We start from the raw sequence: 22,839 nt of genomic DNA, 5'->3' as shown, positions 1-22,839 counted from the left end.
ATATACAATAGTGTAAAAAACGAAACCTTATTCGTCAAGATAAATTTGAAACTACGGCTTTTATCTCTTTATGAAACTAATAAAAAAAAGATAAGCAGGGTTCTCCCTACTTATCTTCTTCATCCGTTCCCTTGCTGGGCAACTTGTAATTGCGAAAGGAAATATTCCGTATTGCTAACGAGCCAATGCGATTGCTGCAAACTTTTCACCCCGTGGAGCTCATTTTCTTCATTACGACTCTCTCTTCTTTTCGTATACGACTGAATTTGCCGAATAAAATGCGACGGATACGTCATATATGCAAACATAAGAAGCTGCTCCTCTTTCGTAAACGGGAAATTTTTTTGATACATTTGATACCATTCAAAGCGGTCACTCCGTGCAATTGGATATGTGTTTAAAGACCGAGAATAAAAACCTACTATATCTTGCACAGGCGTTGCAAACTGCGATTTTTCTAAACTAATAAAATAGCCGTTTCGCTCATAATCAAATAAAAAATGATTAAGCGATACATTCCCATGAACGAAAGTAGTACGTGTTGTTTCCTTTTCTTTCATCGCATCATGCCATTCATTTAATTGCTTTGTTGCGAACTCGCGAGCTCTCATAACATGGTGATAATACGTACAATATTGTAATTCAAACGGAGACATATACCACTTCGCTTCAGATTCTACAAGAAACTCTTCTAACATCTCACCATCATTTTCCCAACGGTCAGATATATTTGTATAATGTTTCTCTAACTCTTCTTCTGTATACGTCTCCTCTTTCACCGTTTTTTGATGTAACGTTCCGAGCGTCTGAAACATTTTGTGATATTGATCGTTATCCTCACCGTTTCCTTCCGCACGCTCTAACCAAGGCATTAAATAATAACTATATGTCCCATCACTTAAGACATAATTTCCGTCCGTCGCATGATAAATAGGTACATAATTCGAAAAACCTTTCTCTTTCAAGTATTGAATGTGATGCAAAAAATTATTCCGCTCTAATTTTCTATCTTGTATTTTCTTTAACGCATACGGACCTTGATTCGTATAAATTTTCATTACACTTCCATGCTCTTCCATATGCTGCGTATCCAATCTATATTGCCTGACAATGGGTTCATAGCGATTTCGTAATTCCATATCCATACGAATGACCCTTTCTTGTTCAAAACATAGCTTCTAGGAAAAGAAAAGAGGTGAGTGAAAAAACTCACTCACTTATTTTGCCTTTGCTTTTGAAACAGGAATATATATAATTTGCCCTGTAGTCAAATATATATCTTCTGATTGATTTACACGGTATAAGTTTTGTACAGACGTTTCATAACGATCTGCAACAGATTCAATCGTATCCCCTTCTTGCACGAAATACATTCTTAACTTTGTAAATTCTTCTTCCGGTTCTTTCGTAAATAATTTCGTTAAATAAAGCGCATTTTCATCTCGCTGTGAGTACGCTTCTTCTTCTTGCTCTTCTTGTTTTTTTGCTTTTTCTTTCTTGAAATCTTTTCGTCCGAACAATTCAAATTGTGGCGTTGTTTCTTTCTCCTCTTCACGCTCCACAAATTCATGTTCTTCTATTTCCTCTTCCTCTACTTCCTGCTCTTTTCTTTCCTCTAGTTGAAACGGTTCAAATGCGTAATCTTCCCACTCATCTGATTCCTTATAAGATGGTTCTTCTACATATGGTACGGGTCTATTTTCATCCTCTTGTTCTGAATCATCTTCTAACTCAGCATATGTCGTGTCGTCCTCTTCTTCCTCTTCCTTAATTCTTTCCTCGTCACATAAACCGGTAATAGATATATCCGCTAACAATTGTAAGCAACCATTTTCCTTTAATTCATAATCAAATTCCTCAATTGATACATATAATTCTTCAATGACTTTCACTCGATTTCTTGGAATTGATATTTCAAGCGGAAAGGAATGGACAAGCTCATTAACCCCGTCTGCCCTTGTTTCTACATAATCAATTGCCTTTGCTGGTGATAGCTCTCTTAATGAATAAGCTGAATCATCTTGCCTTGCGACATACTCTCCCGTTAAATCTAACTGCCCTCTCACGATAACTTCATGATCAAGCTCTTCTATCTCAACGTCTGGATCTAACGAAATTGACAAAAGTTCTTCGACTTCCTGTCCTTTTTGGAACCAAACAGATTCTTTTAATGAAAATCGTAATGAATGATCTGTTGCCACTTCTTTTCCCCCTCCCAAACTATATGTCATTACAGATTTATGTATGGAAAGCCTACTTTATGAATAAAAAAAATCGCTCCCCTTATGGAGAGCGATTTTCTTTCATAAATTAAGCTTTTAATTTTGACATTGCAATTTCAGCCGCTGCAATTGTCGCTTCAATATCTGCATCACTATGTGCTGTCGATAAGAATAAACCTTCGAATTGAGATGGTGGTAAGAATACACCTTGTTCTACCATTTCACGATAGTAAGCCGCAAAGAATTCTAAGTTTGAAGATTTTGCTGCATCGTAATTAATAACCTGCTCATCTGTGAAGAAAATACCAATCATAGAACCAGCACGGTTAATACAATGCGGAATGCCATGTTTTTCAGCCGCTTTACGTAAGCCAGCTTCTAACATTTCAGCTTTACGCTCAAATTCTACATATGATTCTGGCGTTAATTGTACTAACGTTTCATAACCTGCTGCCATCGCAAGCGGGTTACCTGATAAAGTACCAGCTTGGTAAATCGGTCCGCTTGGCGCAACTTGGCGCATAATTTCTGCTTTACCACCGTATGCTCCTACTGGTAAGCCACCACCGATTACTTTACCTAAACAAGTTAAATCAGGTGTTACGCCGTAATAACCTTGTCCACAATTATAAGCAACTCGGAATCCTGTCATTACTTCATCAAAAATAAGCAATGAACCGTTTTGCTCTGTTACTTCACGAAGGCCTTCTAAAAATCCAGGTTGCGGAGGAACAACACCCATATTGCCCGCTACTGGCTCTACAATTACACAAGCAATATCATCACCGAATTGTTCAAAAGCGTATTTCACACTTTCTAAATCGTTATAAGCTACTGTAATCGTATTTTTCGCTACACCTTCTGGTACACCAGGGCTATCTGGTAAACCTAGCGTCGCCACACCAGAGCCTGCTTTAATTAATAACGAATCGCCATGACCATGGTAACAACCAATGAATTTCAAAATTTTGTTACGGCCTGTATAACCACGAGCTAAACGTAGTGCACTCATTGTCGCTTCTGTTCCAGAGTTAACCATACGTACAATCTCAATTGATGGTACGCGCTCAATAACAAGTTTTGCTAATTTATTTTCAATTTCTGTTGGTGCACCGAAGCTTGTACCTCTTTCAGCAACAGCTTTTAGAGCTTCCACAACACGATCATTTGCATGACCATGAATTAAAGGACCCCACGATAATACGTAATCGATGTATTCATTTCCATCGATATCATATACTTTAGAACCTTTTCCACGCTCCATAAACAACGGATTCATACCGACAGATTTAAAGGCACGAACAGGGCTATTTACGCCACCAGGCATTAAGTCTTGTGCCTCTTCAAACGCCGCAATCGACTTATCAAACTTTTTCATTATTTAGCGCCTCCTTCTTGTAACCATCTTGCTGCATCTTTTGCATGATACGTAATAATTAAATCTGCTCCTGCACGTTTCATGCTAATTAATTTTTCAAGCACAACTTCTTTTTCATTAATCCAACCATTTTGCGCTGCCGCTTTAATCATTGAATATTCACCACTTACGTTGTAAGCAACGATTGGTAAATTAAAGTTATTTTTCACATCACGAATGATATCTAAGTAAGAAAGAGCTGGCTTTACAATTAAGAAATCTGCCCCTTCCATTACATCTGATTCTGCTTCACGGAACGCTTCCATACGGTTCGCTGGATCCATCTGATATGTTTTGCGATCACCAAATTGTGGTGCACCGTGAGCCGCATCACGGAATGGTCCGTAAAATGCTGATGAATATTTCACAGCGTACGACATAACTGGCACATGACCAAAACCATTTTCATCTAATGCATGGCGAATTGCTGTTACGAATCCGTCCATCATGTTTGATGGTGCAATAATGTCCGCCCCTGCTTTCGCTTGGCTTACAGCTGTTTTCGCAAGAACTGCAAGAGACTCGTCATTTAAAATAATACCATCTTCAATCACACCGCAATGACCATGGCTTGTGAATTGACATAAACATGTATCCGCAACTACTACTAGCTCAGGGAAATCACCTTTAATTTGCTTAATTGCACGTTGTACAATTCCATGATCACAATATGCTGATGACCCAACTTCATCCTTTTCAGCAGGTAAACCAAATACAATAACAGAACGAATACCCAAGTCAACAACCTCTTGCATTTCAGCTTGCAATAAATCTAAAGACATTTGATATACGCCTGGCATAGAAGGAACTTCATTACGAACATTTTCACCTTCTAATACAAAAATAGGGTAAATAAAATCTTCCGTATGTAAAAACGTTTCACGCACAAGCGCACGCATGCCCCCGCTTTGTCTTAAGCGACGATGACGATTAAATTGTAAAGAATTCATAGATTTCTATCCCCATTCTTTTATTTTATCCCGCTATTTGCGGGCAGTAAGACCCCACTAATTAAAGTTTCACTTTATAGATTCACAAATGCATTGCAGCAATGCTTCTACGGTGTACTCTTTTGGCACAATAACATGCGAAAAATAAAGGCTCGCCTCTTTTTCCGTAATAGGCCCTATACAGGCAATTGTACATTTTTTTGTCCATTCTCTCCAGTTTGTACCCTCAAGTAAACGAACAAAACTAGTGACAGTTGAAGGGCTCGTAAATGTAATAATGTCTACTTTCCCTAACTTCAACGCTGCTATAAGCTCTTGCTTTTTCTCTACATTTACTTTCGTACCGTATACGATTAGCTCCTCTAGAGAAACACCTCTTTCCCGAAGTGTAACTGGAATTACATCTCTTGCTAAATTCCCTTTCGGAAATAAAATACATTCGTTTCCACTTAGTTTTTTTACAAACTCTTCTGCAAATACTTCTGCAACAAATGCAGTGGGAACAAAATCTACTTGATAGCCTCGCTTTTCTAGCTCTAACTTTGTTTTCACGCCTACTGCAGCAATTTTAATCGTTCCGGGGAGCTTCTTTCTCAAACTATCTAGAAAAAAAGCTACCCCATTTTTACTCGTAAAAATAACCCAGTCATACGAATGTAGCTGCCCTGCTATATGTTGAATTTGCCGATGAGACATACCTTCCATACGCAAAAGCGGAATTTCCAATGGAATTCCGCTCCTTTCTTTCACTGCTACACTCATTTGTTTCGCTTGGTGCTGGGCACGTGTAATCAATACTGTTTTGCCAGCGAGAGCGTTCATATTTATTGTTGCTCCTTATTTGCAGCAAGGATGAGCTCTTTTGCTCCTTGTTTAATTAAACGGTCCGCAGCCTCTAATCCAACTTGCTTCGGATCAGTGCCTACTACTGTCTCTTTCAACAAAACAGAACCGTCCATAGAACCGACAAGCGCTGTTAATTCGATTGCATCGTCTTCTTTAAGAGTTGCATATCCAGCGATTGGAACTTGGCATCCACCTTCAAGTTTATGAAGAAATACTCGTTCAGCAGCCACTGTTCTTTCTGTTACTGCATCATTCATATGTGCTAACAACTGAAGTAAATCCTTATCGTCCTCACGACATTCAATCGCTAATGCACCTTGTCCTACAGCTGGTACACATAACGTTTCATCTAAATGTTCTGTAATAACTTCATCGTCCCAGCCCATTCTTTGTAATCCAGCCGTCGCTAAAATAATTGCATCGTAATCTTCATCTTTTAACTTACGTAAGCGTGTATCAATATTTCCGCGAATCCATTTCACTTGTAAATCTGGTCTCGCAGCTAATAATTGTGCACTACGTCTTAAACTACTCGTTCCTAAAATCGCACCTTCCGCTAAATCTTTAAACGATTCTCCGCTTTTAGAAATAAAAGCATCACGAGGGTCAACACGCTTTGGTGTACAACCAATCATTAATCCTTCTGGAAGTACGGCTGGCATATCTTTCATACTATGTACAGCCATATCGATTTCTTTCGTAAGTAACGCATGTTCAATTTCTTTAACGAACAAACCTTTTCCGCCTACTTTTGAAAGAGTAACATCTAAAATCACATCACCTTTAGTGACAATTTCTTTCACTTCAAATTCATATGGTAAACCAAGTGCTTTTAACTGATCAATAAACCAGTTTGTTTGTGTTAATGCTAGTTTACTCTTTCGTGAACCTACAATAATTTTGCGCATAATTCTCTCTCCTCATTATAAATACCAAAAGTGGAAATTAGATAAACTACTTAATAGAAAAATGTTAACTAGCATTACGAGAAATGCCCCTACATTCCACAGTACAATTTTCTTCCCTTGCAGCACATCTGCCGCTCGTAAATACAAGCCCGCACAATATACAAATAGAACAACAAACGAACCAATTACTTTCGTATCATACCAATGGAAATTGTCCAATTTTGTATATCCCCATATACATCCTAATAAAATTGCTAGTAAGAAGAATGGAACAGAAAATAAATTTAATCCGAAAGACGTAGATTCAAGCTTCGGCAAATTCCCTAACCTTCTTAATCTCGCATTCCACTTTTTCTTTTTTAATAGGCGATATTGCAGTAAATACATAATAGAAAAAATAAACGATACAGTAAACGTTGCATAAGAAATAATCGCCATTCCGACATGCACGTATACAAGTTCTGAAACCAATTGCTCTGCAAGTACTGGCGACATCTTTCCGAGCGGTGTAAAAATCGAAAAAGCGCTTACGCCAAATGCAACAACATTTGTAAAAAAGACTAAAAAGTCAACGCGCATAAATCGATTTATTACTAACGACATCGTAATCAATAACCAAACATAAAAATAAATCCCTGATAATAAAGTTAAAATGGGATTCGTTTCTGAATCTGTCGCCCTAAGCAACATAAAAATAGACTGCAATACCCATACAATCGAAAGTAACCAAAAAGCAAATCGGTTCGCCTTTCGGTTACTTTGGAAATAATCTATAAAATATAAACTAATGCTACAAGCATATAAAATAATTGCAATATGATAAATAATACTGTTATTTAAAAAACTCATCCGATCATCCTTCCAAATTATAAAGATGGAACGGATGGTGTCCACACTCTTTTATGTTCTACTTCTTCCGCACGACTCTCTACTTCTTCCACTTCTAAATCAAAAATCTTCGCAAATAAAGCTAGTTTTTCCGGCGCTCCCTCTTCTGCAGCTATTTCTTTTGCTACTAAAATTGGGTCTTTTAATAATTGGTTAATAATACTTTTCGTATGCTTACTAATTACCTTTTTCTCACGATCACTTAGGTTTGGTATTTTTCGCTCAAGGCTTTCCATCGTATCACTTTGAATTGCTAGCGCTTTATCACGAAGAGCCGATATTAACGGCACAACACCAAGCGTACTTAACCACGTTTTAAATAAAACCATTTCCTCTTCAATCATAAATTGAATTTTCTCTGCTTCTTTTAAACGTTCAGCACGGTTTGCTTCAACTACACCTTGCAGATCGTCGATATCATATAAGAAAGAGCCTTCTAATTCGTCAATCGCAGGATCAATATCACGTGGCACTGCAATATCAACCATAAATAACGGACGACCAGAGCGCATTCTCTCTACTTTCGTCATCATTTCTTTCGTAATGACATATTCTGATGCACCCGTTGAACTAATTAAAATATCTGCTTCTAATAATGCACATTGCAATTCACTTAAAGGCTTTGCATGTCCCATATATTTCTCAGCCATTACTTCCGCTTTCGTAAGCGTCCTATTCATAACTGTTACTTTACGAGCACCGCTTCCGTATAAGTTTTGCAGTGCAAGTTCACCCATCTTACCAGCACCAAGAATAAGTACATGGCAATCTGTTAAATCGCCAAATATTTTCTTTCCGAGCTCAACAGCAGCATAACTAACAGACATCGCACTTCCACCAATCGTTGTTTCTGAGTGCGCACGTTTTGCTAACGTAACCACTTGCTTAAACAACTCATTAAAAATTGTACCTGTCGCTTTTACTTGTTGTGCTTCTAAAAAGCTATCTTTTATTTGACCTAAAATTTGCGTCTCTCCAACAACCATAGAATCTAAACCGCACGTTACGCGGAATAAATGATCTATTGCGCCATCTTGTTCAAAAATAGACAAGTATGGTGCGACTTCTTCTATTTCAAGCTGAAACCAATCAGCTAAAAACTTCTTAATGTAATACCGTCCCGTGTGTAATTGATCGACAACAGCGTAAATTTCAGTGCGATTACAAGTTGATACAATGACATTTTCTAACACGCTCTTTTGGTTTTGTAATGTAGTCATTGCTTGCTCTAGCTCTGCTGCCTGAAATGTGAGTTTCTCACGAAATTCTACAGGGGCTGTTCGATAATTTACACTAACAACAAGAATATGCACGCAGCATGTCCCCCTTCACCCGTTTTATCACTTTATCTACTATCATAATACAACTTTCCTCTTATGAATCTGACAATCGTGTGAACAACTGATTATTTTTTATTTATTCTCCATATGTAATAAAGGAGCTTCAGTAAAATTAATAAAGAACTCTCTACTTTATAATGATTATAAAATAACAACTCTATTTGTACGTTACCAAAAAAAGTCCTCATAATCAAGTGATGGAAACTATTCCATATTAATTATAACATCATCTTTTCTATCTTCTTTCATCATGAAGGAAAATATGTATGATTGTTCCAAAATATAGTTCTCACTTTCTCAATGCAATGCATTTGACATTGTATTTCTTTTTAGTTATATTGATTTTACAAAATTAAATTGTGCACAACTTAATTAGGAGGGAGTTATGTATGACAGAAAATTCTTTACATCTAGATAACCAACTTTGTTTTTCTATTTACGCCTGTTCTAAAGAAGTTACCCGCTTTTATCGACCATATTTAGAAGAGATGGGTATTACGTATCCCCAGTACATTACTTTACTCGTACTATGGGAGCAAGATGGACTAACAGTGAAAGAAATTGGAGAACGTCTATTTTTAGATTCCGGTACGTTAACACCTATGTTAAAACGAATGGAATCATTAAAACTTGTAAAACGTGTTCGCTCAAAAGAAGACGAGCGAAAAGTTTGTATTGAATTAACAGAACAAGGTAAAGATTTAAAAGAAAAGGCTTGTTCATTACCGACAACGATGGCTACAAATTTAGGAATTACAGAGCAAGAATATCGTTCTTTATTAATCCAATTAAATAAATTAATTGAAACAATGAAAACACTAAATGATAGAAAAGGGGAATAAACATGGATAAATTATATACTGCTTCAGTAACAGCAACAGGTGGAAGAAACGGTAAGGTAGTTTCAAATGATGGCATATTAAATCTTGATGTAAAAATGCCGAAAGCACTAGGTGGCGCAGGCGGAGAGGCAACAAATCCAGAACAACTATTTGCTGCTGGTTATGCAGCTTGCTTTGATAGTGCATTACAACTTGTCATTCGTACAAAACGTGTGAAGGTGGAAAGTACAGAAGTAACTGCTCACGTTTCTATCGGAAAAGATACAGATGGTGGTTTCGGTCTATCTGCTGTACTTGATGTACATGTCGCTGGCGTTTCTCATGCAGAAGCACAAGAACTTGTAGAAGCTGCTCACGGGGTGTGTCCGTACTCTAAAGCAACACGAGGGAATATTGAAGTAACATTAAACGTACGCTAAAAATTTAGTAAATAAAAAAAACGCGCGACATTCGTCACGCGTTTTTTGTTTTTGTCATTTTATGAATTGCTTTCCATGCCTCTTCTTTTCCAAGTCCTGTTTCAGAAGAGAATAGAACGATTTCATCGCCAATTTCAACAGCAAGCGTTTCTTTTACAACTTTTAAATGCTTTTGCCATTTCCCTTTCGGAATTTTATCAGCTTTCGTTGCAATAATAATTGTTGGGATTTCATAATGCTTTAAGAAATCATACATCATCACGTCATCTTTTGTTGGTTGGTGACGTAAATCAACTACTAATACAGCTGCGTCTAATTGCTCACGTGTTGTAAAGTACGTTTCAATCATCTTGCCCCATGCCGCGCGCTCCGTTTTAGATACTTTCGCATATCCATAACCTGGAACGTCAACAAAATGCATCATTTCATTGATTAAGAAAAAGTTCAGCGTTTGCGTTTTTCCTGGTTTAGAAGAAATACGTACTAACTTTTTACGATTTAAAATTTTATTAATGAAGGAAGACTTCCCGACATTCGAACGACCTGCTAATGCAATTTCTGGTAAATCACTGTCTGGATATTGTTCTGGTTTAACCGCACTAATTACAATATCTGCTTTTGTTACTTTCATTGTTTCACTCCTACTAATGCGTGCTCCAATACTTCGTCTAAATGAGATGCAAGCACAAACGTAAGGTTTTCTTTTACGCTCTCTGGAATATCATCTAAATCTTTCTCGTTTTCTGCTGGCAAAATAATTTTTGTTAAGCCTGCGCGGTGAGCACTTAATGTTTTTTCTTTTAAACCACCAATTGGTAATACACGACCACGAAGTGTAATTTCACCTGTCATACCTACTTCTTTACTTACAGGAATACCTGTTAGTGCCGAAATAAGTGCCGTTGCCATCGTAATACCTGCTGACGGTCCATCTTTTGGAACTGCTCCTTCTGGAACATGAATATGAATATCATTTTTCTCATGGAAATTCGGATCGATCTGCAGCTCTTCTGCACGAGAACGAATATAGCTAAACGCTGCTTGTGCTGATTCTTTCATAACATCCCCAAGTTTCCCTGTTAAAATTAATTTCCCTTTACCTGGCGCTACAGACACTTCAATAGCAAGTGTATCACCACCAGCTGCTGTGTAAGCTAAACCAGTCGCCATACCAACTTGGTCTGTCTTCTCAGCTTGTCCGTAACGGAATATGTGCTTACCAAGTAAATCAACAACATTTTTCTCCGTTACAACAATGCGCTTGCGTTCTGCTGTAACAATGATTTTTGCTGCTTTACGACAAACTTTTGCAATTTGACGCTCTAGTGTACGAACACCAGCCTCACGTGTATAATAACGAATAATTTCAAGAAGCGCTTCATCACGTACTTGTAAATTACCTTTTCGTAAGCCATGCTCTTTTAATTGTTTCGGCAGTAAATGTTCACGAGCAATGTGCACCTTTTCAAGTTCTGTATAGCCAGCAATCGAAATAATTTCCATACGGTCAAGCAACGGACCTGGAATACTTGAAAGTGTATTAGCAGTTGCTACAAACATAACTTTCGATAGATCATATGGCTCTTCAATGTAATGATCACTAAAGTTATGGTTTTGTTCTGGATCTAACACTTCAAGTAATGCTGCTGATGGATCTCCACGGAAATCGTTAGACATTTTATCAATCTCATCTAATAAGAAGACTGGATTAACTGTTTTCGCCTTTTTCATACCTTGAATAATGCGTCCTGGCATTGCTCCAACATACGTACGGCGGTGACCACGAATTTCAGACTCATCACGTACACCGCCAAGGGATACACGGACAAAGTTACGATTCAATGATGTTGCGATAGAACGAGCTAACGAAGTTTTTCCGACCCCAGGAGGTCCTACTAAACAAAGAATAGGGCCTTTTAATGAGTTAGTCAATTTTTGTACAGCTAAATATTCAAGCACTCGCTCTTTTACTTTTTCAAGGCCGTAATGATCTTTATTTAAAATCTCTTCAGAATGAACAAGATCAATCATATCCTCTGTCGCTTCTGTCCACGGAAGGGCTAATAACCAGTCAATATAATTGCGAATAACACCGCTCTCCGCAGAACTTGCTGGTAACTTTTCATAACGATCTAATTCTTTCAGCGCAGCCTTCATTGTTTCTTCAGGCATTCCTGACTGTTCAATTTTCTCACGAAGTTCTTCAACTTCCCCGCCCTTACCTTCTTTATCACCAAGTTCTGTTTGAATCGCCTTCATTTGCTCACGTAAGAAATATTCTTTTTGTGTGCGCTCCATTGAACGTTTCACTTTTTGTCCAATTTTCTTTTCTAGGCTAAGCAACTCTTGTTCATCTTGAATAATTGAAATAAGTGTATGTAGTCGTTCTTTTACAGACACAATCTCTAAAATCTCTTGTTTCTGCTTCGTTTTAATCGGCAAGTGAGAAGCAATTAAATCAGCTAGTCTTCCCGGTTCTTCTACATCAGCTACCGTTGCAAATGTTTCATTTGAAACTTTTTTCGAAACTTTAATATATTGTTCGAAATGCTCCAGTAACGTACGCATAAGAGCTTTCTCTTCTAAATCATCTTCTACTTCATCAGTTACCGTTTTAATAGAAACTTGCACTACATTTTCTTCTTCGATAAACTCTACTACTTCTGCTCTATGTAAACCTTCCACAAGGACACGAAGCGTACCGTTCGGCAATTTAAGCATCTGCTTCACTTTCGCCACTGTACCTACACTATATATGTCATCTTCTTTCGGATCATCGATATTCATTTCTTTTTGCATTGCTAAAAAGATGATATTTTCATCCATTGCCGCCTGCTCTAGTGCTTGTATCGATTTATCACGTCCTACATCAAGATGCAGAACCATCGTTGGATATACGAGAACGCCTCTTAATGGTAGGAGGGGCACAATTCTTTCGTTCGTATTCATACTAGACATAGCACCTCCATAATAAATTAAACTCCTGTTCAACTATTTTATATTACAATACATCTAGATGCAATTGCAGAGATTATCCGCAATTGTTAATATCTTGTTTTTTCTCCCTTATGAAAAGAAAAAAGACTCCGCTTAAGCATACAAACTTAAACGAAGTCTGGCAAATTTTATTATCGTTTATTCTTACATTGATTGTGCATCTGTTTCGTCCAAAGCAGTCTGTACATCAATCTCACGATGCATATTTTCCTGCATAAATGTTAATTCAAATACTTCTTTTAATTTGCGGACAGGAATGATTTCAATTCCCTTTATTGTATACAAAAATGGTTGCATGTTTTCAGCCGGAATAATGACTTTCTTAGCCCCTGCTTTTTTCGCAGCTTTTATTTTTGCGTACACACCACCAATAGGCTTCACTTCTCCGTGGATACTTATTTCACCTGTCATCGCTACTTCATTATTCACATATGTACGATGCACCGCTGAATAAACACCCGTTGCCATAGCAATCCCCGCCGAAGGACCATCAATCGGGATACCGCCCGGAAAGTTAATATGTATATCATAGCCTTCTGGAAGTACATCTAGAGAACGGAGTACTGTTAATACGTTATCAACAGAACCTTTCGCCATACTTTTACGGCGGATTGATTTCGTTTGACTCCCAATACTTTCCTCTTCGACAATACCAGTTACATTTACTGATCCTTTATCTTTCGCAGGAATAGCTGTTACCTCAATTTCTAATAAAGCGCCTGTATTCGGTCCATATACAGCAAGCCCGTTCACAAGACCAATCCTTGGAATTGGATAAATGCGCTTTTCGTACCTTGGTGTAAGTTGGCTCGAATGAACAACCCACTCAATATCTTCATCTTTAATGAAAGGACGTTCTTCATTTATCGCCATACCAGCAGAAATTTGTACGAGATTAATCGCTTCCCGTCCATTTCTTGCATACATTCCAATCATTTCAATACCGTTCTTACCTATTTGCATTTCCACTTTGTCAGCTGCATTCTTCGCTACTTTTTGAATCTCTTCTGTTTCTAACTCCCGGAAGAACACTTCTAAACACCGCGACCGAATTGCAGGAGGAATTTCCTCTGGCGAACGCGTCGTTGCACCAACTAAGCGAAAATCGGCTGGTAAACCTTTTTGAAAGATATCGTGTATATACGTTGGAATCATCGAATTTTCTTCACTATAGTACGCACTTTCCAAAAATACTTTCCGATCTTCTAACACCTTTAACATTTTGTTCATTTGAATCGGATGTAATTCACCAATCTCATCAATAAACAAAATGCCTCCATGTGCATCTGTTACAGCCCCTTTTTTCGGCTGCGGGATACCCGCTTGCCCCATTGCACCCGCTCCTTGATAAATTGGATCATGGACTGAACCAATTAAAGGATCTGCAATACCACGTTCATCAAACCTAGCTGTCGTCGCATCAAGTTCGATAAATGTTGCATTCGTACGGAATGGAGATTTTGGATTTCGTTTCGCTTCTTCTAATACAAGGCGTGCTGCCGCTGTCTTTCCGACACCTGGCGGACCATATATAATTACATGTTGCGGATTAGGACCACAAAGAGCCGCTTTTAACGACTTAATCCCGTCTTCTTGCCCCACAATGTCTAAAAAGGATGTAGGACGCACCTTTTCCGCAAGTGGCTCTGTTAAAGAAACCTCACGCATTTTACGAAGCTGCTCTAATTCTTTTTTCGATTCTCGATCAATTGAAACTTTTTGTGTTCGCTGATTTCGAAGTAAATGCCAAAAGTACAACCCGACAATTACACCAAAAACAAGTTGAACAAGTAAAAATATATTTGTCCAGCTCATAATTCATTTCCTCCCGCTATGTTTTATCTTTTAGTATTTCCTGGGAGGAATAGTGCTAAACATAAAGAAAAACAGCAATTATAAAAATTGCTGTTTCTTCTTCGCATTATGCAGATGTTTTTGTATCAAGTACAGTACCGTCTTGTAACACCAATTTTGGCGGTGCATTATCAGCTACTGTTTCTTTTGTAAGAATACACTTCTCGATATCTTTGCGAGATGGAAGTTCGAACATTACATCAAGCATTAAGCCTTCAATAATAGAACGAAGTCCACGAGCACCTGTTTTACGTTCAATTGCTTTTTTCGCAATCTCAACTAGTGCACCTTCTTCAAACTCTAACTCAACATCGTCAAGCTCCAATAATTTTTGGAATTGCTTAACAAGTGCATTTTTCGGTTTAGTTAAAATATCTACAAGAGCATCTTCATCAAGCGGCTCTAGGTTCGCAATAACTGGAAGACGACCGATAAACTCCGGAATTAAACCGAATCTTAAAAGGTCCTCTGGTAAAACGTGAGATAAAACATGCTTCTCATTTACATCAGCATTTTTCTTCTCAGCACCAAATCCAATTACTTTTTCACCAAGGCGACGTTTAATAATTGGCTCGATGCCATCAAACGCTCCACCACAAATGAATAAGATGTTCGTTGTATCAATTTGAATAAACTCTTGATGCGGATGCTTACGACCACCTTGAGGTGGAACGCTTGCTACAGTACCTTCTAAAATTTTCAGAAGTGCCTGCTGTACACCTTCACCAGATACATCACGTGTAATTGATGGATTTTCGGACTTACGTGCCACTTTATCAATCTCATCAATATAAATAATTCCTTTTTCCGCTTTTTCTACATCGTAATCAGCCGCTTGGATTAATTTTAGTAAGATGTTTTCTACATCTTCCCCAACGTATCCAGCTTCAGTTAAAGATGTTGCGTCCGCGATTGCAAATGGAACATTTAAAATACGCGCTAATGTTTGTGCCAATAATGTTTTACCACTACCTGTTGGCCCAATAAGTGAAATATTACTCTTCGCTAATTCTACATCATCAATTTTGCTGTTAGAATTAATGCGTTTGTAATGGTTATATACCGCTACCGCTAGTGCTTTTTTCGCGTTATCTTGTCCGATGACATACTCATCTAAGATTTCACGAATTTCTACCGGTTTCGGTACATCTTTGAATTCTACTTCTTCGTCCTTCGCAAGCTCCTCTTGTACAATTTCAGTACAAAGCTCGATACACTCGTCACAAATGTAAACACCTGGACCTGCAACTAACTTTCGAACTTGCGTTTGTGTTTTACCACAGAAAGAACATTTTAATTGACCTTTTTCATCATTAAATTTAAACATATTTTCACACCCCTTACAAAGTGCTAACCTCTTGCCTTCGTATGTACACGATAAATGTATCGTATGTAAATACATATTATGTCACTACGTGGCGAGAAATACAAATAATATGACTAGTTATGTACAAATAAAAAATTTTAAAACTTTTGAAATATGTATATTCGACTTATGAAGAAACTTTTCCTTCTTCATCGAAAAGTTTTATAAATATATTTCTATATTTATAAAACAAGGCACGATTAAAATCGCGCCTTGTTATTTTATTATGCAGCGTTGTCTACTAAGAAGTCTACAGCTTTACGCACTTTAAGGTCTTCAGATAAAGCGTCTACGCTTCCAAGAGCTTGCTTGATAGCGTCTACTGGCATACCGTACATTTCAGCCATTTTTTCAACTTCTGCAGTTACTTCTTCTTCAGTAACTTCAATGTTTTCAGCTTCAATGATAGCTTCAAGAACAAGGTTGATTCTTACGCGTTTTTGAGCGTCTTCTTTCATTTGCTCTTTTAACTTGTCAGCATCAGTACCTGTGAATTGGTAGTAAAGCTCAAGGTTCATACCTTGTTGGCTTAAACGTTGCTCGAATTCACGAACCATACGATCTAACTCAGTGTCGATCATAGCTTCTGGAATGTCGATTTCAGCGTTAGCAGCAGCTAATTCTACTACTTCGTCACGTACTTTGTGCTCAGCTTCGTGCTTTTTGCCTTCTTCTAAGTTTGTACGAAGTTTTGTTTTTAATTCATCAAGAGTTGCAACTTCTTCGTCAGCATCTTTAGCGAACTCGTCGTTTAACTCAGGAAGTTCTTTTGTTTTGATTTCGTGAATTGTTACTTTGAATGTTGCTGGTTTGCCAGCTAATTCAGCAGCATGGTACTCTTCTGGGAATGAAACTTCAACGTCTTTAGAATCACCAGATTTAAGACCAATTACTTGCTCTTCGAAACCTGGGATGAAAGTGCCAGAACCGATTGCAAGAGAATAGTTTTCGCCTTTTCCGCCTTCAAATGCTTCGCCATCAACGAAACCTTCGAAGTCGATTACAGCTGTATCACCATTTTCAATAGTTCCTTCTTCTTTAACAACTAGTTCAGCTTGACGCTCTTGTAAAGCTTTTACTTCGTTCTCTACATCTTCGTCAGTTACAGTTGTTTCAACTTTTTCTACTGCTAAACCTTTGTACTCACCTAATTTAACTTCAGGTTTCACTGTAACTTTTGCAGTGAAGATAAGGTTAGCATTTTTTTCGAACTTCTCGATGTCGATTTCAGGATGAGCAACTGGGAAGATACCAGCTTCATCGATTGCTTCACCGTATGCTTTTGGTAAGATGATATCTAAAGCATCTTGGTATAAAGATTCGATACCAAAGCGTTGTTCGAATAACGGACGAGGCATTTTCCCTTTACGGAAACCTGGTACGTTAATTGTTTTTACTACTTTTTTGAACGCAGCGTCGATAGAGTTGTTTACTTCTTTAGCATCAACTTCGATTGTTAAAACGCCAACGTTACCTTCTAATTTTTCCCATTTTGTAGACATTTATTCTTTCCCTCCAACTATAATAATGTATGCACATACCTCTATAGATTAAAATATTCATTATCTCTTTTTTGAAATAACAAATGTACAAATAACCCTCTAGCAAAAGCTTTCAGATATAATGTTCCAATCTACTAATTGTCTAAAAGACAACTACGGTATATTTTGTTCGAGACTAATATGAAACATATTAAGTAAGAGAATTATACTCCTCTTCTCTTACAAACAGGCAGATTTCTGCCTTTTGCAACCCTTACATTATAACATAGAATATGCTCGTTTCAATAACTGAACGATTCTTTTTCATAATTATACGGGCAAATATCCTTCTCTTTCAATGCGTAGTAACCATTGATAGGCGATATGAAATTCCTCTAACTCGATATTGTATGCTGTCATAAGTTCTTCTTCATCAATAGCCAATCCGAAACGCTTTCTTCCAATTCTCTCTAAGACGGCAGCCCAAATTTCTACTTTATCCATTAATAGAGGGAATGGGAAAATGCTAATTTGTAATTCTTTCCAGTAAGTGACCATCGCACTAAATATATCCGGATAATTTTGTTCTAATTGGCTTGATAATTTATGTATGATTTTATCGGATTGCTCCTCATTATGACCTGTAAATGCTGGTATCACTTTTATCGTATTTCCAAACTTCTCTACTTCTATCTCTTCTTCTATTTGATTTTCTACCATTTTATACAAAATAGAAGTTTTTAAATAAGGGTGTTGCTTTTCCTCTATTAAAAATTTCTTTAGAGCAGGAAGTGCGAGATCCAGGTCTTTTAATGAAAGTTTCTGGATCACTCTTAGCTTTTGACCAAAGTTTTCTCCAAAAAGTTCATTAGTAAACTCGTCTAATTCAAAATTCGAATCAACTAGCGACGCGTCTTCCTCATTTAGCATACCTTCTGCAAATAAAGCGAGCTGCGCTAATTTTTCCTTTTGCTCGGGCATTATGTCTTTCGTTTGCAAAACCTTTTCGACAATTTCAATAACACCTTCATAATCATTTGTTTGAACTAAAATCGTCACATACGTTTCAAGAATGTCACCAAATAATACAGCTCCCGTTTCAAGCAACTGCTCACATTTGTCTTTCGCTTCTTCCATATGCTTTAATTCTAACAAACAAATAACTGAAGCTAATTCTGTTTGTTCCGTTTCCGCATTATACTGACGTAATATTTCAAAGCAGCGCAATGCATCTTCGAATTTCCGCTCTTTCAACGCTAAAAAACCTTCATCAATATAGCGTTCTGATAGTTGCGGAAACAATACGACCGTATTTTCTTTTTTATCCATACGTTCGCCTCTTTTTCTAGATTTTAATTATCTTCAAAGTAAATATATCAAATGCGTAATGAGAACACAACATTCCAAAACCATTCGTTTGAAATATAGGAATATTTAATTTTTATATTAAAAAATCAACAACCTTTTAAATGAAATTCATTTTCCACAAACAAAAACCCTCAGCAACAGAAGCAGAGGATTCATCATTAATGGAAAGCATTTATAATTGTGGGGTATATAACAAGGGTAATAATTTGGAGAACAATAATTGCCATAACAATCATGCTAAAGTAGAAGATTGGTTTACTTCGCTTCATTAAAAACATAATAATAAGCATCGTACAAGCAAACAAACTTAAGAAGAACAAACTCGTTGTCGAACTAAGTATACCACTCGGGACAAAGAACAATAATACTACACTACAAGTACCTATAATTCCAAATAACCATTCCATTCATTCACTCATTCCCTTTCCCTCTCATGGTAGTTTTTTCTAGGCGATTAAATGTTTTACAACATCAACTACATACGTTAATTTCTCATACGCTACAAATCCAAAAGCAACTGTTAAGCCCGTTACGATTAATCCCTTCATCATTTCTTCCTCCTTCTTTTATCGTTGTTACCTTCATTATAGAGGATTAGTAATTTGTTACCATCGAACTTCCTTACAGTTACCTTACAGAATTGTAAGATTTCAAAAATAAGTTTAAAATCATGTTAATATATTTTTGTACAATTAAGAATTTAATTTACAAGGGGGATTATATATGTTCAAAAAAATGGCAGCTGATGTTTTGGGTTTAAGCGATGTAGGTTCTGTCATCACACCGAAAGATTACGATAAGGTCGATGCTGATGATTACGTGATGCATGAAGATGGAGAGAAAATTTATTTTCTAATTAAATCAAAATCAGATGAATATTGCTTTACAAACAAAGGGTTAATCCACCTAGATGGTACAAGTGCGACAAGTAAAAAACGTACACTGCGCCGCTTTAGCTATAGTAAGTATCAAATTAAAAACGTAGCACTTGAAACTGCGGGAACGATTGATTTAGATGTAGAAATTAAGTTTCAAATGGGCGATGAGCATTACTCAATTGATGTTCATAAAAAACATATTGAAGAATTAAAAGATTTATATAAGGCTCTACTTAAAATAGAAGAAATTTCATACGACAACGACATTACACTGCAGTATGCACATAAAAGTCTAGATATGGCATCTAATGCTTTCAGCCGTATTTCAAACGCACAAGTAAATTTAGCAGAACAATTTAAAGAGATGAACGAGATCGCTTTTAATTGGCTCGTTGATACGAAGAAACAGTATAACGTGAAAGATTACGGTTTTGTCTTTGAAAAGTTTATTAATAACTAATTTAAAACAAACAAAAAACCTTGTTATCAAAAGATAACAAGGTTTTCTTAGCGTCCCAGGAGAGATTCGAACTCCCGACCCGTCAATTACCGATATATAAACGATTCTTTCATCGCTTACTGAACGTTCATTTGTGCGGTCAATTGACCATTTTTGTTAAAAAATATTATACGCTATATAGTAGTTCTACACCAATATTGAATGCCTTTTTGTTCTATCGATTCCCTATCGAAAATTCTGACGTATTTAGATGAATCCCCTTATCCACGGAATAAAAAATAATCGTCTTAAAATGCGAATCTCGGCGTACCTTTCCGCACTATTTTATATATTTTGATTGCAGTCTTAATATATCTTCCTCTTCGCGAATACCTGCCGATCCCTTCCTCACATTTTTTACGACAGTCCAATTCGGGTTAGTTTCATCACCGATGTTCTGTACTGTAAAGTTGCCGTCACCATATTTTTGTTGACCTTCTGCCAATTTCTCCGTTAAATCATTTTCTTTTGATCTCGCCATATTTGCGCCATCTCCCTTTTTTATACAACCTTCTTAAACTGTCCAATCAATCACACGTCCAGTCAATTGGAGATCCTCGCTTTCCGCTTCTATTAATTGTAACACACTGCCGGGGATAAGTTCCGATAACGGCTGCACAATCGTACTAGAAACGTTATTTTCTTTGGATTTGAATGATCTGACGCCAGTTACGCTAAATGATGCGATTCCTTGCCGCTGCATTTTGTTTGTATCGTTATAAACGATTACTAAGTATACGCTGAATTCGGATATCGCATTATAGGGGATATCCTATCCTTTGATTGATTGTGCAACGTTCGATCCGCCAAGTTCATTAATCGTACTTTCTTCTGATCGTCCGCATCGTGCGAGTCTTCGTTGCCGATAACGTATATGTCGATATGTTCACTGTTTTAACAGAATTCGATAAAATAGCTAACGAACTAGAAAGAGCTGCGGAAAAATTTCGCACGGCGGATGCATTCTACCGAAATAAAGACGCACAATTGTATTCCATTATTTATCTCATAACAACTATCGTCGGCTAAGCCGTTTAATCAACGATATGTAGTTTGCTTTTATTTTTTCTATATAATTATTATCGTATATTATATTATAATAATCTTACACCATTTACACACAAATCAATTTTTAGATAAACAAAAAACCTTGTCATCAAAAGATAACAAGGTTTTTTTAGCGTCCCAGGAGAGATTCGAACTCCCGACCGTACGCTTAGAAGGCGTATGCTCTATCCGGCTGAGCTACTGGGACATGGAGCGGGTGAAGAGAATCGAACTCTCGACCAGAGCTTGGAAGGCTCTTGTTTTACCACTAAACTACACCCGCATATATTATTTTATTTTTCTTCGTTAGCGACGTTGCCCTATCGACAATATTTATTATATTCATAACTACTTATAAAGTCAACACTTTTTTAAAAGAGGATAATTTTTATTATCCTCTTTTAAAAACTGCTTGTTCAACTAGCTGTCCGTCTAATGTTTCAAAACGGACTTCTATATGATTTTCATCCATTTCTAATAAAGCGAATGTCTTTTCCACACGAGAGCGCGGGAGCAAAATACTTCCTGGATTAATAAATAAAATCCCATCAAGTAATTCTGCCCCTAATACATGAGAATGTCCAAAGCACGCTACTTGTGCTCCCACTTCTTCTGCATGATACGCTAACGTTTGTAACGTCATTTTCACATTATGACGATGACCGTGTACAACTAAGAAACGAATTCCATCTACATCAGTTACAATTTCATCTTGAAAGTTAGCATAATCACAATTCCCTTTTACAACATGAAAACCTTGTAGCTCTTCGTGAGCAGGCGTTAGCTCTGAATCACCACAATGAATCATGATATCTACTTTCCCTTCATATTTCTCTTTTAACTGCTGTAATTCCTTCACAGAGCTATGACTATCGCTTACGATTAAAGCTTTCATCAATTTCTCTCCCTTATTCTTCTAAAAACCATTCTGGGATTTTCTCTTCTAATTTACGAAGAGCGCGTCCGCGGTGGCTAATGGCATTTTTCTCATCTGAGCTTAACTCAGCCATTGCTTTTTTATATTTTTCCACATAAAAAATCGGATCGTATCCAAAACCATTTTCCCCGCGGCGCTGTTCTAAGATTTTTCCTTCACACGTTCCGTTTACAATAACAGGTTCTTTATCTGCTTCAGGGAAAGCAACCGCTAGCGCACAGTAAAAACGAGCTGTACGTTTTTCTAAATCGATGTCAGTTAACTCTTGCAACACTTTATCGATATTCGCTTGGTCATCTTTCGGCTCTCCAGCAAAACGAGCTGAATATACACCTGGTTTCCCGTTTAAGGCATCTACAATAAGACCAGAGTCATCCGCAATTACGATGGAATTCAACTGTCTACTAAGACTGTCCGCTTTCAAAATTGCGTTTTCTTCAAATGTTTCACCAGTTTCTTCGACTTCTTCAATATGAGGAAAATCGTGTAAAGATTTCACTTCTAAGTCAAATCTCTCAAATAACTCAGCAAACTCACGTACTTTCCCAAGATTTTTCGTCGCTACAACAACTTGCTTCAT

22 protein-coding genes and 2 tRNA genes are annotated in these 22,839 nt (G+C 37.2%); 4 read left to right on the top strand and 20 right to left on the bottom strand.

All coding sequences use genetic code 11. The annotated features are described in order from the left end of the window. Window positions 1-119: 119 nt before the first annotated feature. The 8 genes from ysxE to hemA form a co-directional block, all read right to left on the bottom strand. Window positions 120-1,145, bottom strand: coding sequence for a spore coat protein YsxE (gene ysxE / locus BAU23_RS23270; protein WP_000366994.1), 1,026 nt, complete (start codon window positions 1,143-1,145; stop codon window positions 120-122). 72 nt (window positions 1,146-1,217) lie between these two features. Beyond that, complete coding sequence (gene spoVID, locus BAU23_RS23265; RefSeq protein ID WP_116733316.1) at window positions 1,218-2,231, bottom strand: stage VI sporulation protein D; 1,014 nt, start codon at window positions 2,229-2,231, stop codon at window positions 1,218-1,220. Window positions 2,232-2,310: 79 nt separating this feature from the next. After that, the gene (gene hemL / locus BAU23_RS23260) at window positions 2,311-3,600 is read right to left on the bottom strand and encodes a glutamate-1-semialdehyde 2,1-aminomutase (RefSeq protein WP_000712930.1); all 1,290 of its coding nucleotides are present in this window, start codon (window positions 3,598-3,600) and stop codon (window positions 2,311-2,313) included. Next, a complete protein-coding gene (hemB, locus tag BAU23_RS23255) occupies window positions 3,600-4,589 on the bottom strand; it encodes a porphobilinogen synthase (protein ID WP_001087063.1) in 990 nt (329 codons plus the stop codon). Before hemB ends, hemL begins: the two co-directional genes overlap by 1 nt. 69 nt (window positions 4,590-4,658) lie before the next feature. Next, the gene (gene hemD / locus BAU23_RS23250) at window positions 4,659-5,411 is read right to left on the bottom strand and encodes a uroporphyrinogen-III synthase (protein WP_000992360.1); all 753 of its coding nucleotides are present in this window, start codon (window positions 5,409-5,411) and stop codon (window positions 4,659-4,661) included. Between the two features lie 2 nt (window positions 5,412-5,413). Continuing rightward, window positions 5,414-6,343 carry a hydroxymethylbilane synthase gene (gene hemC / locus BAU23_RS23245; RefSeq protein ID WP_001226432.1) on the bottom strand — a complete coding sequence of 310 codons (930 nt, stop codon included), beginning with the start codon at window positions 6,341-6,343 and terminating at the stop codon, window positions 5,414-5,416. 15 nt (window positions 6,344-6,358) lie between these two features. After that, on the bottom strand, window positions 6,359-7,192 hold the full coding sequence (locus BAU23_RS23240; protein WP_000009001.1) for a cytochrome c biogenesis protein: 834 nt from the start codon (window positions 7,190-7,192) through the stop codon (window positions 6,359-6,361). Between the two features lie 17 nt (window positions 7,193-7,209). Next, window positions 7,210-8,544, bottom strand: a complete 1,335-nt coding sequence (gene hemA / locus BAU23_RS23235; RefSeq protein ID WP_000547844.1) for a glutamyl-tRNA reductase — start codon at window positions 8,542-8,544, stop codon at window positions 7,210-7,212. A gap of 416 nt (window positions 8,545-8,960) precedes the next feature. Between hemA and BAU23_RS23230 the strand changes: the two genes are divergently transcribed. Together BAU23_RS23230 and BAU23_RS23225 are read left to right on the top strand one after the other, a co-directional pair. Next, on the top strand, window positions 8,961-9,413 hold the full coding sequence (locus BAU23_RS23230; RefSeq protein WP_000138542.1) for a MarR family winged helix-turn-helix transcriptional regulator: 453 nt from the start codon (window positions 8,961-8,963) through the stop codon (window positions 9,411-9,413). Window positions 9,414-9,415: 2 nt separating this feature from the next. Further along, window positions 9,416-9,832 carry an organic hydroperoxide resistance protein gene (locus BAU23_RS23225; protein ID WP_000359786.1) on the top strand — a complete coding sequence of 139 codons (417 nt, stop codon included), beginning with the start codon at window positions 9,416-9,418 and terminating at the stop codon, window positions 9,830-9,832. 34 nt (window positions 9,833-9,866) lie between these two features. Here the strand turns inward: BAU23_RS23225 and ysxC are convergent, their stop codons facing one another. The 7 genes from ysxC to BAU23_RS23190 all read right to left on the bottom strand — a co-directional run bounded on the left by ysxC (window position 9,867) and on the right by BAU23_RS23190 (window position 19,305). Next, window positions 9,867-10,463 carry a ribosome biogenesis GTP-binding protein YsxC gene (gene ysxC / locus BAU23_RS23220; protein WP_000869121.1) on the bottom strand — a complete coding sequence of 199 codons (597 nt, stop codon included), beginning with the start codon at window positions 10,461-10,463 and terminating at the stop codon, window positions 9,867-9,869. Next, window positions 10,460-12,790, bottom strand: coding sequence for an endopeptidase La (lon, locus tag BAU23_RS23215; RefSeq protein WP_000097300.1), 2,331 nt, complete (start codon window positions 12,788-12,790; stop codon window positions 10,460-10,462). The genes ysxC and lon overlap by 4 nt, the downstream gene beginning before the upstream one ends. 183 nt (window positions 12,791-12,973) lie before the next feature. After that, a complete protein-coding gene (gene lonB / locus BAU23_RS23210) occupies window positions 12,974-14,644 on the bottom strand; it encodes an ATP-dependent protease LonB (protein ID WP_000119169.1) in 1,671 nt (556 codons plus the stop codon). A gap of 106 nt (window positions 14,645-14,750) precedes the next feature. Next, a complete protein-coding gene (gene clpX, locus BAU23_RS23205; protein WP_000472284.1) occupies window positions 14,751-16,010 on the bottom strand; it encodes an ATP-dependent protease ATP-binding subunit ClpX in 1,260 nt (419 codons plus the stop codon). A gap of 263 nt (window positions 16,011-16,273) precedes the next feature. Then, entirely contained in the window at window positions 16,274-17,551 is a 1,278-nt protein-coding gene (tig, locus tag BAU23_RS23200) for a trigger factor (protein WP_000105212.1), read from the bottom strand. Between the two features lie 309 nt (window positions 17,552-17,860). Next, window positions 17,861-18,859, bottom strand: coding sequence for a hypothetical protein (locus BAU23_RS23195; RefSeq protein ID WP_000358260.1), 999 nt, complete (start codon window positions 18,857-18,859; stop codon window positions 17,861-17,863). Window positions 18,860-19,056: 197 nt separating this feature from the next. Further along, window positions 19,057-19,305, bottom strand: coding sequence for a hypothetical protein (locus BAU23_RS23190; protein WP_002094402.1), 249 nt, complete (start codon window positions 19,303-19,305; stop codon window positions 19,057-19,059). Between the two features lie 316 nt (window positions 19,306-19,621). Here BAU23_RS23190 and BAU23_RS23185 point away from each other — a divergent pair, with 316 nt between their 5' ends. Further along, window positions 19,622-20,236: a PH domain-containing protein gene (locus BAU23_RS23185; RefSeq protein ID WP_000473869.1), complete on the top strand. Its 615-nt coding sequence runs from the start codon at window positions 19,622-19,624 to the stop codon at window positions 20,234-20,236. Between the two features lie 319 nt (window positions 20,237-20,555). On the opposite strand, the gene BAU23_RS23180 is transcribed toward BAU23_RS23185, so the two are convergent. After that, complete coding sequence (locus BAU23_RS23180) at window positions 20,556-20,756, bottom strand: hypothetical protein (RefSeq protein ID WP_000124357.1); 201 nt, start codon at window positions 20,754-20,756, stop codon at window positions 20,556-20,558. Window positions 20,757-21,121: 365 nt separating this feature from the next. Here BAU23_RS23180 and BAU23_RS30325 point away from each other — a divergent pair, with 365 nt between their 5' ends. Continuing rightward, window positions 21,122-21,304, top strand: coding sequence for a hypothetical protein (locus tag BAU23_RS30325; protein WP_071735218.1), 183 nt, complete (start codon window positions 21,122-21,124; stop codon window positions 21,302-21,304). Window positions 21,305-21,456: 152 nt separating this feature from the next. On the opposite strand, the gene BAU23_RS23165 is transcribed toward BAU23_RS30325, so the two are convergent. The 4 genes from BAU23_RS23165 to BAU23_RS23150 all read right to left on the bottom strand — a co-directional run bounded on the left by BAU23_RS23165 (window position 21,457) and on the right by BAU23_RS23150 (window position 22,839). Further along, a tRNA-Arg gene (locus BAU23_RS23165) sits at window positions 21,457-21,530 on the bottom strand. A 1-nt stretch (window position 21,531) separates the two neighbouring features. After that, window positions 21,532-21,605, bottom strand: a tRNA-Gly gene (locus tag BAU23_RS23160). 108 nt (window positions 21,606-21,713) lie between these two features. Beyond that, the gene (locus tag BAU23_RS23155; RefSeq protein WP_000645490.1) at window positions 21,714-22,217 is read right to left on the bottom strand and encodes a metallophosphoesterase; all 504 of its coding nucleotides are present in this window, start codon (window positions 22,215-22,217) and stop codon (window positions 21,714-21,716) included. 13 nt (window positions 22,218-22,230) lie between these two features. Further along, window positions 22,231-22,839, bottom strand: a complete 609-nt coding sequence (locus BAU23_RS23150; protein WP_000815921.1) for an XTP/dITP diphosphatase — start codon at window positions 22,837-22,839, stop codon at window positions 22,231-22,233.

Source organism: Bacillus nitratireducens (assembly GCF_001884135.1).
GTDB lineage: Bacteria > Bacillota > Bacilli > Bacillales > Bacillaceae_G > Bacillus_A > Bacillus_A nitratireducens.
This window is presented reverse-complemented; position numbering and strand designations above follow the sequence as displayed.

Excerpts from the sequence above, each read along its gene's own strand:
- ysxE (WP_000366994.1), bottom strand. The coding sequence starts at position 1,145 with ATGGATATGGAATTACGAAATCGCTATGAACCCATTGTCAGGCAATAT.
- spoVID (WP_116733316.1), bottom strand. The coding sequence starts at position 2,231 with ATGACATATAGTTTGGGAGGGGGAAAAGAAGTGGCAACAGATCATTCA.
- hemL (WP_000712930.1), bottom strand. The coding sequence starts at position 3,600 with ATGAAAAAGTTTGATAAGTCGATTGCGGCGTTTGAAGAGGCACAAGAC.
- hemB (WP_001087063.1), bottom strand. The coding sequence starts at position 4,589 with ATGAATTCTTTACAATTTAATCGTCATCGTCGCTTAAGACAAAGCGGG.
- hemD (WP_000992360.1), bottom strand. The coding sequence starts at position 5,411 with ATGAACGCTCTCGCTGGCAAAACAGTATTGATTACACGTGCCCAGCAC.
- hemC (WP_001226432.1), bottom strand. The coding sequence starts at position 6,343 with ATGCGCAAAATTATTGTAGGTTCACGAAAGAGTAAACTAGCATTAACA.
- BAU23_RS23240 (WP_000009001.1), bottom strand. The coding sequence starts at position 7,192 with ATGAGTTTTTTAAATAACAGTATTATTTATCATATTGCAATTATTTTA.
- BAU23_RS23230 (WP_000138542.1), top strand. The coding sequence starts at position 8,961 with ATGACAGAAAATTCTTTACATCTAGATAACCAACTTTGTTTTTCTATT.
- BAU23_RS23225 (WP_000359786.1), top strand. The coding sequence starts at position 9,416 with ATGGATAAATTATATACTGCTTCAGTAACAGCAACAGGTGGAAGAAAC.
- ysxC (WP_000869121.1), bottom strand. The coding sequence starts at position 10,463 with ATGAAAGTAACAAAAGCAGATATTGTAATTAGTGCGGTTAAACCAGAA.
- lon (WP_000097300.1), bottom strand. The coding sequence starts at position 12,790 with ATGTCTAGTATGAATACGAACGAAAGAATTGTGCCCCTCCTACCATTA.
- lonB (WP_000119169.1), bottom strand. The coding sequence starts at position 14,644 with ATGAGCTGGACAAATATATTTTTACTTGTTCAACTTGTTTTTGGTGTA.
- clpX (WP_000472284.1), bottom strand. The coding sequence starts at position 16,010 with ATGTTTAAATTTAATGATGAAAAAGGTCAATTAAAATGTTCTTTCTGT.
- tig (WP_000105212.1), bottom strand. The coding sequence starts at position 17,551 with ATGTCTACAAAATGGGAAAAATTAGAAGGTAACGTTGGCGTTTTAACA.
- BAU23_RS23195 (WP_000358260.1), bottom strand. The coding sequence starts at position 18,859 with ATGGATAAAAAAGAAAATACGGTCGTATTGTTTCCGCAACTATCAGAA.
- BAU23_RS23190 (WP_002094402.1), bottom strand. The coding sequence starts at position 19,305 with ATGGAATGGTTATTTGGAATTATAGGTACTTGTAGTGTAGTATTATTG.
- BAU23_RS23185 (WP_000473869.1), top strand. The coding sequence starts at position 19,622 with ATGTTCAAAAAAATGGCAGCTGATGTTTTGGGTTTAAGCGATGTAGGT.
- BAU23_RS23180 (WP_000124357.1), bottom strand. The coding sequence starts at position 20,756 with ATGGCGAGATCAAAAGAAAATGATTTAACGGAGAAATTGGCAGAAGGT.
- BAU23_RS23155 (WP_000645490.1), bottom strand. The coding sequence starts at position 22,217 with ATGAAAGCTTTAATCGTAAGCGATAGTCATAGCTCTGTGAAGGAATTA.
- BAU23_RS23150 (WP_000815921.1), bottom strand. The coding sequence starts at position 22,839 with ATGAAGCAAGTTGTTGTAGCGACGAAAAATCTTGGGAAAGTACGTGAG.